Origin of the sequence: Corynebacterium sp. PCR 32 (assembly GCF_037464985.1) — a bacterium.
GTDB lineage: Bacteria > Actinomycetota > Actinomycetes > Mycobacteriales > Mycobacteriaceae > Corynebacterium > Corynebacterium kroppenstedtii_D.
In genome coordinates this window covers 797,554-810,446 of sequence record NZ_JBAHVL010000001.1, presented here as the reverse complement: position 1 = coordinate 810,446, position 12,893 = coordinate 797,554, and the positions used below count along the sequence as shown (strand labels likewise).

Below are 12,893 nucleotides of genomic sequence, written 5' to 3'. Positions count from 1 at the left end.
GGGGTTTACACTCCAGCCAAATCTAGACTAAGCTGTCTGTTATGAATTTTGTGCTGTACTCGCCTCGACACGGAGCAGAAGTCGCCGCAAGTGAACTATATGACTTCATGAGCGCCAGCAACCTCCACCTCCACGAGCTTGAGCAGCGAATTCTAGACGGACACTCGGCCCGACTTGGCGACCTCCATAATGTCGACGGAATTTTTGTCGGCGGTTCGCCCTACACAGTGACAAATCCACACAAAGACAGCGGACAAAAACACGTCGAACAGCTTCTCCGTGCCCTCACAGGGGCCCAAATCCCCATCATCAACATCTGTTTTGGGGCTCACGTCCTCGCCGACAGCCACGGTGGAACCCTCGCACGTCTTCACCCCGAAAACTCAGGGCCAACAACGGTACACCTCACACACGCCGCTGCAAACGATCCCCTATGCCGCTCGCTTCCAACAACATTCAAGGCCTTCACGGGACACACAGAAAACATCGAAGTTCTCCCCCAGGCCGCGACTCTCCTCGCCTATGGTGAGGCCTGCCCCGTTCAAATCTTCCGGATCAGTGAGATCCACTGGGCAACACAATTCCATGCCGAAATGGACGCACCCGGACTCCACAGGCGCATGGAGTTCTATAAAAACTACGGCTATTTTGGCCTCGACGAATATGCTTCAATCGTTGACACTGCCGCGAAAATTGATGTCTCGCCTGCACGGCAACTCCTCGCTAATTTCGTTGACTTTTGCCGAACTCGTTCACGGCAACTCTCCCATTGTGTTACCTAGCCCCACCACGTGTGACGGTTGCCCTAAGTGAGCTCGACGATCTCCATGTACTCGTCGTTCCACATGTCCTCGTCACCATCAGGAAGAACAATGACACGCTCAGGGTTAAGGGCCTTCACCGCGCCGGGATCGTGAGTTACCAACACCACCGCACCCTGGTATGTCCGCAACGCTGCGAGGACCTGTTCGCGAGAAACCGGATCGAGATTGTTTGTCGGCTCATCTAACAGCAACACATTTGCGCGTGAAGCAACAAGCGCAGCAAGCGCAAGGCGGGTTTGCTCACCACCAGACAGCGTCCCCGCCGGTTGCTGAAGCTGATCACCAGAAAACATGAACGCCCCAAGGAGCCCACGAAGATCCTGTTCACCAGAATCAGGACACGACTGAACTGTATTTTCCCATACCGTTGCGTCGGGGTCGATAGTGTCATGTTCCTGCGCAAAATATCCGATTTTCAGCCCGTGGCCAGTAACGATTCCGCCTTCGCCGTCAGTTCGTTCGACACCTGCAAGAAGCTTGAGCAACGTTGTTTTCCCCGCGCCGTTATATCCCAAGATAACGACACGTGAACCCTTATCAATGGCCATATCAACACCGGCGAAAACTTCCAACGAACCGTACATCTTCGTCAATCCATGGGCATGGAGCGGAGTTTTACCACATGGAGCCGGCACGGGGAACGTAATATGTGCGACTCTATCTGACACTCGAACCTCATCGAGCCCGCTCACGAGCTTATCCGCACGAGCAAGCATTTGCTTCGCAGCAGCTGCTTTTGTCGCCTTCGCGCCGAAGCGAGCAGCTTGAGCCCGTAGCGTAGCTGCCTTTTTTTCAGCGTTCGCCTTCTCCCGTCGCCGGCGAGTCTCATCAGTGGCTCGTGCCTGCTGGTACTTCTTCCACCCCATGTTGTACACATCAGCTTCAGCACGCGTAGCATCGAGGAACCACACTTTGTTACACACAGCCTCAAGAAGGCTAACGTCGTGAGAAATCACGATCAACCCACCCTCATGATTACATAAAAACCCGCGCAGCCATGTGATGGAGTCCGAATCCAGGTGATTGGTCGGTTCGTCTAACAACAACGTGGTATCCGACTTACCGCTGCCCGTCGACGCCGCGAAAAGAATGTGCGCTAATTCCACGCGCCGTCGTTGTCCACCAGACAGAGTCCTGAGTGACTGATCCAAAATACGACCTGGAAGCCCGAGAGCATCACAAATTCGTGCGGCTTCAGCGTCTGCTTCGTACCCGCCCAGCGCATGATAACGCTCCTCCAAACGCGAAAACTTACGGATCGCAGCGTCACGACGAGCCTCACTACCGGTCTCCATAATCTCCTGCTGTCGATCCATCGACGATCGAATTTGATCAAGTCCACGTGCTGACAGCACACGGTCCCTTGCAGACTGCTCTAGATCGCCTTCCATGGAATCCTGAGGAAGATAACCAATATCACCTGATCGAGTAACAATCCCACCGTAAGGCTGTGTCTGCCCCGCCAATATGCGCATCGTCGTCGTTTTGCCGGCACCGTTGCGTCCCACAAGACCAACGCGGTCCCCCTGTTGAACCCGCAAATGGTGCCCGGGCGCAGTCAAGAGTGTGCGTGCGCCGACACGAACATCAAGGTCTTCGGTAGTAATCATAAGCGGGCAGTATATCGCGTCGCTATGGTTATTTTCATACCGAGTGTCATCGTCACTGTGAAACCGGTTCCTAGACGGCGAGAAACATCCATCACCGGCGACATTCCTACCACCCCTGACGATACAGTAAGAGTATGCATTGTTCAGTCATCGGTCTAGGCCCAGCGGGAACTGCAGCAGCTGCTGCTGCACGCCGTGCCGGCCATTCGGTCGACTGCTGGGACCCCGACGGGCCACAATATCCATCAACGATGGGCGCGTGGGAACATCAAATACCGCAGTGGTTGCGTGATCACCCTCGCCCATACCTTTCTTGTACTCAACCACGAGTATGCGGTGATGGCTGGGAAACAACACTGTCGGACACGTACGTCATTCTCAACCCACAAGCACTACGCGACCAGCTACCAACAGATGATGACGAATCACTTCACATGCGGCGCCGACACCACGACCCTCATCATGATGATGCCGATCTAATCGTTGACACAACCCCACCGACAAGCGGATTTGTTCCCGTAAAACAGCTGGCTGTCGGCCTTGTTCTTCCAGAAGGGGTCATCCCCACTGAGCATCGACACGCAGTACTGATGGATATGCGAACTCTCCCGCCCATCCGGACCCCGGACCATCGCCACGAATTCGATGGCGTCACAAGAATGAACCCCCATTCGTCTTCCCCTAGTCATCGAATGACATTTAATTACCGGATGCCCACCGGCGAAGACCGATGGCTCATTGAGGAAACGATCGTCGCCACAACATGCCGAGGGTCTAAGACCTCACCAGAATCTGAGCACTCACAGCTAAAATACCTTGAGATTTCCTTGCGAAGGAGGCTCGTCCAGCTCGGAATTGATCCTGACACCGCGTACCGATGTGCATACCACAAAGAGGTGGTCAGCTTCTCATTAGCACCGAGACGTCGGCAGTGGCCTCATTCGACGCGCCGGAGCACAAGGGCTGGTGTTCGTTTTCCCTGGGGTGCTAGTGCTGGGCTCATGCACGCCGCAACAGGTTACAGCATTGGAATGGCATTAAGCGATGCAAACAAGGAGATAGAGTGGGCAGCTCGATGGAGTCAACGTCCACTGATCACGCGAAATCTTTCAGGAATCCGACACGGCCCACCCCGCGGTTGGCTGACTGGATGGCTCCAACGACGTGGCTTGGCAGCGACCTTACAATTTCAACCCGACGAAATGCGCCTATTTTATCGCGCATTTTTCGCTTTGCCACAGCCGAACATTCGCTCATATCTCACTGCATCACGGGGATGTGACGTTCTCCGCGCAATGGTGGGCGTGGTTGCTTGGCTCGTCTCCTTTCATACACAGACCACTAGACTGCGCCAGACGCAGCCGGAGACCACACGGCGATACCAACGCTCGTTGGTTCACCGCACATTCTTATCCCTGCTGCGCGGGAGTACTGCACGTCTTCCCCGTCGATAAAAAGGGCAGCTATCCCACCATTGATGGTGTGTCAGACGGCGAAACCAAGAGCACGAAGTTGCTCTCGTCCCTCATCGGTGATCATCTGCGGCCCCCACGGTGGAGTCCACACCCAGTCGATACGCATTTTTTCAGCGATGCCCCGGCCAATCACAGCATCCGCCGACTGATCTTCAAGCACATCAGTCAACGGGCAGGCCGGTGACGTTAATGTCATGTAGATCACCACATTGCTCTCGTCATCAACCCAAATATGATACACCAAGCCCAGGTCAACAACGTTGATGCCAAGCTCGGGATCGAGCACATCGTATAAACTTTCGTGGACCGCATTAGCAATTTTTTGTTGCTCATCGCTCATAGGCGGGAGATCCGGAACGCCTGGAATGGAACCATTCATACCGGTCCCGGGGCCAGTTACCGATCCAGCATCATCAAAAGAACTGCCAGACTCGGATTCTGTCGTGGCAGCGGTGTCTTCCTGTGTCATCGGAACTCCTTCGTGAGACAGTCGAACGTGAAAGCTAGGAAATCGACGTCGATGAATTAAGCTGTGCAGCAGCTTTAACATGTCCTAATGCGGTCATCGCTTCGGTTGCCGCTGCTTGGAGGGCTTTCCACCCCAACAATGCACACTTCACACGAGCTGGATACTGAGAAACTCCAGCAAAAGCGACCCCATCCCCGATCAAATCCTCATCTCCATCGACCGAGCCACGCGAGGTCACCATGTGCTCAAATGCAGCGAGTTTGTAGGAAACGTCGATAACTCTCTGGCCGACCAACTCCTCAGCCATCACTGACGTCGAGGCTTGGCTGATGGAGCACCCTGCCGCATCGTAGGAAATATCCTTAATGGTAGACCCATCATCAGACAAGTGAACCCGAAGCGTAATCTCATCTCCACATGACGTATTGACGTGGTGAACCTCCGCGTCGAAAGGTTCTCGCAAACCTGCATACTGCGGATTCTTATAGTGGTCCAGGATCACCTCCTGGTACATCGATTCGAGTTTCATCGCGTCACCCCAAAGAAACGTTGTGCCCGGCAGATCGACTCGACCAGCTTATCGACCTCGTCGAGTGTGTTGTAAATATAGAACGATGCTCGTGTTGATGCGTGCACACCCAATTTCCGATGAATAGGCCAAGCACAGTGATGTCCGGAACGAACAGCGATACCGTCATCATCCAGAACCTGGCTGAGATCATGCGGATGAACCCCATCCAAGGTGAAACTGATCGAACTACCGCGACACTCAGCAACCCTAGGGCCAATGATCCGTAGCCCCTCAATATCACGGAGCTTCTCTAATGCATACTCAGTGAGTTCACGCTCATGTGTCGTGACAGCATCCATTCCGATCGTTTGGAGAAACTCGACGGCAGCGCCAAGCCCGACAACCTGGCTGGTCATCTGTGTACCCGCCTCAAAACGCTGTGGCGGATCACAGTACTCGGAGCGGTCCATGTGAACGGTCGTAATCATAGAACCACCGGTCAGAAATGGGGGCATGCGCTCAAGAATCTCCGCTTTTCCATACAGCACACCCACACCATTCGGACCAAGCATCTTATGGCCTGAAAAAGCAGAAAAATCGACATCAAGAGCATGGAAGTCTACTGCTTGGTGCGGTACAGATTGACAGGCATCGAGGACCGTCAATGCTCCAACTTTATGCGCGCGAGACACAAGTTCATCGATATCCGGCTGTGCCCCCGTTACATTCGACTGATGAGTAAACGCGACGACTTTTGTCCGGTCACTCAAAGTCAGTGAATCCAGATCAACTCTTCCGTCCTCAGTTGCGGCATACCACTTCAGATTCGCACCAGTACGACGACACAATTCCTGCCACGGCACCAAATTGGCATGGTGCTCAATTTCGGTGACAACAACGTCGTCACCCTCGTTAACTTGAAAATCTCCCGCGCGATCATCACCAAGCATGTAAGCAACTGCATTGAGAGCCTCTGTAGCGTTTTTCGTAAACACAATTTCTGGCTCATCAACACCAACAAAATGCGCAATCTTTACCCGCGCGCTTTCGTAGGCATCGGTGGCTTCCTCAGCGAGCTGATATGAACCACGGTGAACAGGGGCATTGATGTGAGTAAGGAAATGGAATTCCTCGCGGAGTACACATTCGGGGCGCTGTGAAGTGGCGCCCGAGTCGAGAAAGATAAGTGGTTTTTCGTCACGAACCTTTCGACTCAGAATAGGGAACTCGGCGCGCACTGCGTCAACGTTTAACTTTCCGCACTGGGTGAGCTCTGGAATCTCCACGGTCAGTGACCTCCCTCCTGCAAACGTTATCCTGTCGCTTCAACTCTATGGTGAACACCCCAAACGGTGCAGGTGATGCCACCGTTCATCTTTCAGTCGTTATTTGGTATCCAGGTCTATGCGACGAAATCGTCGTAGCCCTCATCTTCAAGCTTGTCGGCGAGCTCGGGGCCACCAGTCGTGACGATACGGCCATTCGCGAAAACGTGAACAAAATCAGGGCGAACATAGTTCAGAATTCGCTTGTAATGGGTAATCAACATAATTCCGCCGTCGTTATTCTCCTTGTAATCATTGATTCCCTGGGACACGATGCGGAGCGCATCGACATCTAAGCCAGAGTCTGTTTCGTCGAGAATAGCGAATTTAGGTTTGAGTAAAGCCAGTTGAAGAATCTCGTGACGTTTCTTTTCACCGCCGGAAAATCCCTCATTTACGGACCGCTCGGAGAAGGAGGAATCAATTTTTAGTTCCTTCTGAGCCTCTTTGACCTCTTTGACCCACTCACGCAGGCGCGGAGATTCACCTCGAACGGCGGTCGCCGAGGTACGCAAGAAGTTAGCCATTGAGACTCCGGGAACTTCGACAGGGTATTGCATGGCCAAAAAAAGTCCTGCCCGTGCTCGTTCATCGACATCCATATCGAGAATGTTTTTGCCGTCTAGAAGTACTTCACCACCAGTGGCTTCGTAACGTGGATGTCCAGCGATGGTATATGACAGGGTTGATTTGCCAGACCCATTGGGCCCCATGATGGCATGGGTTTCACCTGACTTAATAGTGAGGTTAACCCCCTTCAGGATTTGCTTGGGTTGTTCTCCGGGTTCGGTAGGTTTCACTACTGCTTCGAGGTTGCGGATGTCGAGGGTGCTCATGGTTCTCCTTATTTCTTTATATCTGTGATGCGCAGGAAAGACGTCGCGATGTGACTAACTCGGGGAATTCAGTTCGTCAAGCTTGACGCTGTCGAGCTCGTCCGCCACGCGCTTTTCAAGTTCTTCGCGTACGGCGGCGATGGGAATTTGTGAGATGACTTCTGTGAAGAACCCATGCACGATGAGACGTCGTGCAACGGGTTTGGGGATCCCGCGGCTCATGAGGTAATAGAGCTGCTCATCATCAAAACGTCCGACTGTCGCCGCGTGACCTGCACCGATGATCTCACCAGTGGCGATTTCGAGGTTTGGCACTGCGTCTGCTCGGGCGCCCTCAGAGAGTACAAGATTCATACTTTTCTCATACGTATCGGTGTTATCGGCTTGCGCGCGGATGAGTACGTCACCGACCCACGCGGCTCGAGTTTCAGGACGATCCGAGCTTGGGTTGCCTTGAAGAGCCCCTTTATACATGACGTTAGAGCGACAATTTGCTTCAGCATGATCGACGAGAAGCCGCTGTTCAAAATATTGCCCGTCGTCGGCAAAATAGACCCCGGACAATTCACAGTCACCACCCGGTGCTGTAAAGACCGCATGACAGATATTGCGGACAACGGATCCACCAAAGGCGCTGTATCCATGGCGTACGACAGCGTCGCGATCTAACCGGATGCGCTCATTGGCGAGGTGGACAGCATCGTCACCCATGTCATCAATGATAGCGACATTGAGATGCGCTCCCGCCCCAAGGGAATAACCGTGGAAGTCGGCATAGTTCCCGTGTCCTTCGAAACGGAGCACCAGGTTCGCTTCGGCATGTGCTCCGACGAGAATAGCGACCGCGCCGAACGATGTGGTGTCGGGGCCAGTGCCCGTGAAAGTCAGAGTGATATTTTCATCTACGATAGTGCCAGCATCAATGGTAAGGACCGTTCCACGCCGGAGACTACTGAACACCTGGGCACCCACACGGTCGACAGGTGCCCCCGCAGAACGAAGACGGTCGTCATCAGCGGGGACGTGCTCAACTCGGACACCGGTTGTTCCATCGGGGATCACTACCGTGACTGGTGATGGCTCTTTCTCGTGAACGAATGAACCATCATGGAGCCCATTGAGACGACGAAGTGGGGTAAAACGCCAGTCTTCATCACGACCACGAGGAACCGCGAAGTCCCCAACGTTAAATGATGTGAAGAGATCGCCCTTGGTTTTTGCTTCGGTCGTGTTGGTGGCGTTGGCGTCAAACGCTCCAGATTCTTTAGCTTTGTCTGTGGCAGCGTTGACATCGTCGGCTTTGAGTACGTCAGTCATCTATCCCACGGATCCTTCCATCTGCAATTCAATGAGGCGGTTGAGTTCGAGCGCATATTCCATGGGGAGTTCTTTCGCGACAGGCTCGATGAAGCCGCGAACGATCATTGCCATTGCGTCGTCTTCAGCGAGGCCACGGCTCATGAGATAAAAGAGCTGGTCTTCTGACACTTTCGACACAGTTGCTTCGTGCCCTAGTGACACGTGATCATTTCGAATGTCGTTGTAAGGATAAGTGTCCGATCGCGAAATTGTGTCGACGAGAAGCGCGTCGCATTCCACGTTCGCTGTGGAGTGATGAGCGGTGGGGTTGACTTTGACGAGGCCCCGGTAGGCTGCGCGGCCACCACCACGCGCGACCGACTTGGACACAATATTGGAGCTCGTATATGGAGCCATATGAACCATTTTGGCTCCGGTGTCTTGGTACTGGCCTTCACCGGCCATGGCGACGGAGAGAACCTCGCCGCGGGCGTGTGGGCCGGTCATCCACACTGCGGGATATTTCATGGTGACTTTGGATCCGATATTGCCATCGATCCATTCCATTGTGGCCCCTTCTTCGCACTTCGTGCGCTTCGTGACCAAGTTATAGACATTATTGGACCAGTTTTGGATGGTGGTGTAGCGGCAGCGGCCACCTTTTTTGACGATGATCTCGACCACGGCCGAGTGGAGTGAATCCGTTTTATAAATAGGTGCGGTACAGCCCTCGACGTAGTGGACATAGGCATCCTCGTCAACGATGATCAATGTTCGTTCAAACTGCCCCATGTTTTCCGTGTTAATGCGGAAATAGGCCTGGAGTGGAATGTCGACATGGACGCCTCGAGGAACATAAATGAAGGACCCACCTGACCACACTGCTGTATTCAACGCGGCAAACTTATTGTCTCCGGCGGGGATAACCGTCCCAAAATATTCCTTGAATAACTCAGGATAGTCCTTCAATGCCGTGTCGGTATCGACGAAAATAACACCCTGTTTCTCCAGGTCTTGGCGGATCTGATGGTAAACGACTTCGGACTCGTATTGTGCTGCAACCCCGGCAACTAGGCGCTCTTTTTCAGCTTCGGGAATACCGATGCGATCATACGTATTCTTGATATCTTCGGGAAGATCATCCCACGTTGTAGCTTGCCGTTCTGTCGACCGAACGAAGTATTTAATCTGATCGAAATCAATCCCAGATAAATCAGCTCCCCAGGTGGGGACAGGTTTCTTATGGAACGTTGACAGCGCCTTAAGACGATTCTTTAACATCCATTCCGGCTCGCTTTTCTTCGCAGAAATGTCCTTGACGACATCGTCGTCAAGCCCACGTCGTGCGGAGGCTCCAGCGACGTCGCTATCATGCCACCCGTAGTTATATCCTCCACCAATGGACTCAATGATTTCTTCATCACTCTGGGGTGATGTGGGTGGCCCTGCGGGAGCTGTCGATGTTTGGGTCATGAGCGGTGACTCCTCTTAAATTGCGTGTGATGATGGTCGAGTTTTTCCGGAAGTGAAAAATTTAAGCCAGATCATGGACTCACAAGGGGGCTGACACGGTGGGATGGCGTTCATCGCCATTCTTCCTGTCATGGTGTCGATCGTGGACGGGCCCCAACGGGATATGAGTTGTGCATACTCCATTTCCATCGACAATGGTGGCCAAGGGTTGTGTATGGTGGCCCAACACATCACGAACTGCCTCATGCTCGGCGGCACACATTTCAGGGAAATGCTCGGCGACCCCCTGGATAGGGCAATGGTGACGGCAAATTTGGATCCCCCCACCGGCCTTATTCACCGTTGCGGCGTAACCATATTTGCTAAGAGCCTCAGCAACTTTGGTGACCACCATCTCGACGGTGTCTGGATCGGTGGGATCACAAGGCGTGTCGTCGATTTCAGCGTCGCGAAGGATGCTTGTCATCCGTTGTTGCGCGAAGTGGTTCACCGCGTTGGGCCCACCTGCTTCGCGGAGCGCTTCGAGGGCAAGAACAGCGACTCGGTCATAGTCGTAGCCAAAGTTCCCCCTCCCCTTATCTGTTAAACGGAAGGTTCGCGCGGGCCGGCCACGGCCACGGGGGGGTCCCCCTGTGGCGGGTGCTTCTTCTGCCAGTCCATCGGTCACTAAATTGTCGACATGACGCCGAACTCCTGCAGTCGTTAAATTTAACTCCTTGCTGAGCTCCGAGGCACTCATTGTTCCCTTATGAAGGAGGAGAGACATGATACGCTCACGCGTTTGGCCCTCTGGCCCGGGGGCGTTGCCTCTCATAAGTCTTCCTCTCTCTCGGTGTGATGTGGCCCATCCGGGCAGAGCTCGTCACTGCTTCACCCGGTGTGTTAAGTCCACCATCGTTTGTGTTTCACGTCGTCACACGTGAAATGTCAGGGGCGCAGGCACCTACGTCCAGGTTGTTCCCCATCATGTGTATAACGTGGAGTGTTCCCACCAGCGCTATTACACTTTACACAACACTAGTGTATCGGAATTCTATTCCAATACAGAGGGTATGGATTCGGCTATACACACTCGTGCTGAAGCCGACGTCGCACCCTACGATGGCGGTAGCGGTGCGTATGGGTGGGTAGGGTGTCCCCGGCCCTTTGACTACACTCAACCTGATGAAGTTTCCCCGAGTCTGGTTGTGACGATGGGGAGATAAGGAGTTGACACGTCAAGTGTGGAGGTGTGGATGGCCACTCGCGGGATGTCGATATTTCGTCGCCTTGTTGACGGCAGCCGTCGTGAGCTGACCTCAGTGGTACCCGATTTCGGGGTTGCTGGATCACGATCGGCGGAAGCATTTCACGGTGATCCTCTCACGCAGAAAATTTCACGCGATCTCGACCTGGCTGACATCCGACGTTGTGCACTTCTTCGCTGGTTGGGAACCGTGGGCTCTGTCCTGATTATGATCGGTGGTTGGGGTGCAGGAGCAATGCCTGTTGTTAACAACACATTGTGGCGTTTTCCCGTTGCCAACTTGATGGGTCGAATGTTGTTGACTTCGACGGTGATGGTGTTCGTCGGGATCGGATTCCTCGTTTTAGCGTGGGCGCTCATGGGGTACCTTGCCCTCGCCACTCCTCGTCGGCAAGGACATGGTTGGGCTGATGCACCGGCGATGGTTCGAACTTTTGTTGCCTGGGTTATTCCGCTTGCGTTTACTGCGCCCCTTTTTACTCAGGATATTTATTCCTATATTGCGCAAGGGGCTATCGCCAGTCGAGGCCTAAATCCGTATTATGGTGGGCCAGTAGATCTTTTGGGGGTCGCAGATCCTCTTGCTCGGTCAGTTCCTTTGGTATGGTCCCACTCCCCTTCCCCATATGGGCCGGTTGCGATTATGGGCGGTCACGTCATCTCGTGGCTCACCAACGAGAACGTTATGGCTGCGGTTTTTCTCTATAGGCTCGTCTCCATCGCTGGCTTAGGACTGTGCGCATGGGCGGTGACCAAACTTGCTCACCGCTGTGGCGTGGAAGCGTCGGCGGCGCTGTGGCTAGGGGTGGTGAACCCGCTTTCACTTCTTCATCTTGTCGGCGGTATCCACAATGAATCAATGATGCTCGGACTATTGATGGTCGGCATGGAATGGTGTTTCCGAGCTTTCGACCGTCCGGTGAAAAACGCAGCATTGTTGTCACCCATCACTGGGCGGCGTGCGTTGTACTTCATTGGTGGTGTAGGGGCTATTTGCTGTGCGATTATGGTCAAAGTGACGAGTGTGGTGGCCCTCGGTTTTGTGTGGGTTGCGCTAGTTCGTTACCTCCGGCGAAAACATGCATGGCTGTCCGCAACAGTTATTATGGCGTCTCTTTTGGCATTCTTCGTTATTGGGTTGTCTTTCGTGTCTGGGCTGGGGCTCCACTGGCTAGCCGTTCAGGGCGGGGCGGCCGACATCGTCAGCTGGATGTCGATCACGACACTCCTGGGGATTTTCGCTGCGTTCGTAGGGAACATGCTTGGCTTGGGGGATCATACTGGAGCGACGACCGCATTCGTTCATGGAGTGGGATTGATTGTTGCTGCACTATGGATGGTTCGCATGCTTCTGGCGACATATCGTGGTCGCCTCCACCCGATTGGTGGTTATGGGGTCGGGATGCTGGTGCTTGTCCTTCTGTTCCCTGTGGTCCATCCCTGGTACGCATTGTGGGCGATCATTCCTCTTGCAGCGTGGGCTAACCAGCCACTATTTCGGAATACCGCGGTTATCTACTCGATAATCCTTAGCTTCTTCGTCCTGCCACGTGGGCTAAAGCTACCAGCATGGAGTGTGGCTCAGACATATATTATTGCTGCAGCGAGCTTCGTGGTTCTGGTGGGACTAGGATGTCTCGCTCTAAAATTAATGAAAATTCGCCCACCAGGAGTCTCATTGGAGGGTATCAATGCCGGAAAGATATTGGTTGAGGGCGAACATAGCGGTAGGGGAAGTCGTCTAGTGACCGGCGATACTGACACCAACCACCCCATCATTTCCTAGGTTTATGGTGTGGTTTCGGTGACATCGTCGACATCTAAT

Annotated in this window: 11 protein-coding genes; 3 read left to right on the top strand and 8 right to left on the bottom strand. The window is 53.7% G+C overall.

Features of this window, described 5'->3' with window-relative positions; genetic code table 11:
• Positions 1 to 41 precede the first annotated feature (41 nt).
• Entirely contained in the window at positions 42 to 782 is a 741-nt protein-coding gene (locus V5S80_RS03455; RefSeq protein WP_395169312.1) for a glutamine amidotransferase, read from the top strand.
• A 23-nt stretch (positions 783 to 805) separates the two neighbouring features.
• Here V5S80_RS03455 and V5S80_RS03450 read toward each other — a convergent pair whose 3' ends face one another.
• The gene (locus V5S80_RS03450; RefSeq protein WP_395169311.1) at positions 806 to 2,434 is read right to left on the bottom strand and encodes an ABC-F family ATP-binding cassette domain-containing protein; all 1,629 of its coding nucleotides are present in this window, start codon (positions 2,432 to 2,434) and stop codon (positions 806 to 808) included.
• A gap of 134 nt (positions 2,435 to 2,568) precedes the next feature.
• Between V5S80_RS03450 and V5S80_RS03445 the strand changes: the two genes are divergently transcribed.
• Positions 2,569 to 3,888 carry a lycopene cyclase family protein gene (locus tag V5S80_RS03445; RefSeq protein ID WP_395169310.1) on the top strand — a complete coding sequence of 440 codons (1,320 nt, stop codon included), beginning with the start codon at positions 2,569 to 2,571 and terminating at the stop codon, positions 3,886 to 3,888.
• 31 nt (positions 3,889 to 3,919) lie between these two features.
• Here the strand turns inward: V5S80_RS03445 and V5S80_RS03440 are convergent, their stop codons facing one another.
• The 7 genes from V5S80_RS03440 to V5S80_RS03410 form a co-directional block, all read right to left on the bottom strand.
• On the bottom strand, positions 3,920 to 4,378 hold the full coding sequence (locus tag V5S80_RS03440; RefSeq protein WP_395169309.1) for a metal-sulfur cluster assembly factor: 459 nt from the start codon (positions 4,376 to 4,378) through the stop codon (positions 3,920 to 3,922).
• A gap of 34 nt (positions 4,379 to 4,412) precedes the next feature.
• Entirely contained in the window at positions 4,413 to 4,907 is a 495-nt protein-coding gene (sufU, locus tag V5S80_RS03435) for a Fe-S cluster assembly sulfur transfer protein SufU (RefSeq protein WP_395169308.1), read from the bottom strand.
• Positions 4,904 to 6,175 (bottom strand): cysteine desulfurase, encoded by a 1,272-nt coding sequence (locus tag V5S80_RS03430; protein ID WP_395169307.1) that lies wholly within the window; start codon positions 6,173 to 6,175, stop codon positions 4,904 to 4,906. Before V5S80_RS03430 ends, sufU begins: the two co-directional genes overlap by 4 nt.
• Before the next feature lie 116 nt (positions 6,176 to 6,291).
• Positions 6,292 to 7,050: a Fe-S cluster assembly ATPase SufC gene (gene sufC, locus V5S80_RS03425; protein ID WP_395169306.1), complete on the bottom strand. Its 759-nt coding sequence runs from the start codon at positions 7,048 to 7,050 to the stop codon at positions 6,292 to 6,294.
• A 54-nt stretch (positions 7,051 to 7,104) separates the two neighbouring features.
• Positions 7,105 to 8,367 carry a SufB/SufD family protein gene (locus V5S80_RS03420; RefSeq protein ID WP_395169305.1) on the bottom strand — a complete coding sequence of 421 codons (1,263 nt, stop codon included), beginning with the start codon at positions 8,365 to 8,367 and terminating at the stop codon, positions 7,105 to 7,107.
• The gene (gene sufB / locus V5S80_RS03415; protein ID WP_395169304.1) at positions 8,368 to 9,822 is read right to left on the bottom strand and encodes a Fe-S cluster assembly protein SufB; all 1,455 of its coding nucleotides are present in this window, start codon (positions 9,820 to 9,822) and stop codon (positions 8,368 to 8,370) included.
• Positions 9,823 to 9,901: 79 nt separating this feature from the next.
• Positions 9,902 to 10,636, bottom strand: coding sequence for a helix-turn-helix transcriptional regulator (locus tag V5S80_RS03410; RefSeq protein WP_395169303.1), 735 nt, complete (start codon positions 10,634 to 10,636; stop codon positions 9,902 to 9,904).
• A 421-nt stretch (positions 10,637 to 11,057) separates the two neighbouring features.
• Here V5S80_RS03410 and mptB point away from each other — a divergent pair, with 421 nt between their 5' ends.
• On the top strand, positions 11,058 to 12,854 hold the full coding sequence (gene mptB, locus V5S80_RS03405) for a polyprenol phosphomannose-dependent alpha 1,6 mannosyltransferase MptB (RefSeq protein WP_395169302.1): 1,797 nt from the start codon (positions 11,058 to 11,060) through the stop codon (positions 12,852 to 12,854).
• Positions 12,855 to 12,893 lie beyond the last annotated feature (39 nt).

Bases quoted from the DNA above. Each gene is read 5' to 3' on its own strand.
- V5S80_RS03440 (WP_395169309.1), bottom strand. From the start codon at position 4,378: ATGACACAGGAAGACACCGCTGCCACGACAGAATCCGAGTCTGGCAGT.
- mptB (WP_395169302.1), top strand. From the start codon at position 11,058: ATGGCCACTCGCGGGATGTCGATATTTCGTCGCCTTGTTGACGGCAGC.
- V5S80_RS03455 (WP_395169312.1), top strand. From the start codon at position 42: ATGAATTTTGTGCTGTACTCGCCTCGACACGGAGCAGAAGTCGCCGCA.
- sufB (WP_395169304.1), bottom strand. From the start codon at position 9,822: ATGACCCAAACATCGACAGCTCCCGCAGGGCCACCCACATCACCCCAG.
- V5S80_RS03420 (WP_395169305.1), bottom strand. From the start codon at position 8,367: ATGACTGACGTACTCAAAGCCGACGATGTCAACGCTGCCACAGACAAA.
- sufC (WP_395169306.1), bottom strand. From the start codon at position 7,050: ATGAGCACCCTCGACATCCGCAACCTCGAAGCAGTAGTGAAACCTACC.
- sufU (WP_395169308.1), bottom strand. From the start codon at position 4,907: ATGAAACTCGAATCGATGTACCAGGAGGTGATCCTGGACCACTATAAG.
- V5S80_RS03450 (WP_395169311.1), bottom strand. From the start codon at position 2,434: ATGATTACTACCGAAGACCTTGATGTTCGTGTCGGCGCACGCACACTC.
- V5S80_RS03410 (WP_395169303.1), bottom strand. From the start codon at position 10,636: ATGAGAGGCAACGCCCCCGGGCCAGAGGGCCAAACGCGTGAGCGTATC.
- V5S80_RS03445 (WP_395169310.1), top strand. From the start codon at position 2,569: ATGCATTGTTCAGTCATCGGTCTAGGCCCAGCGGGAACTGCAGCAGCT.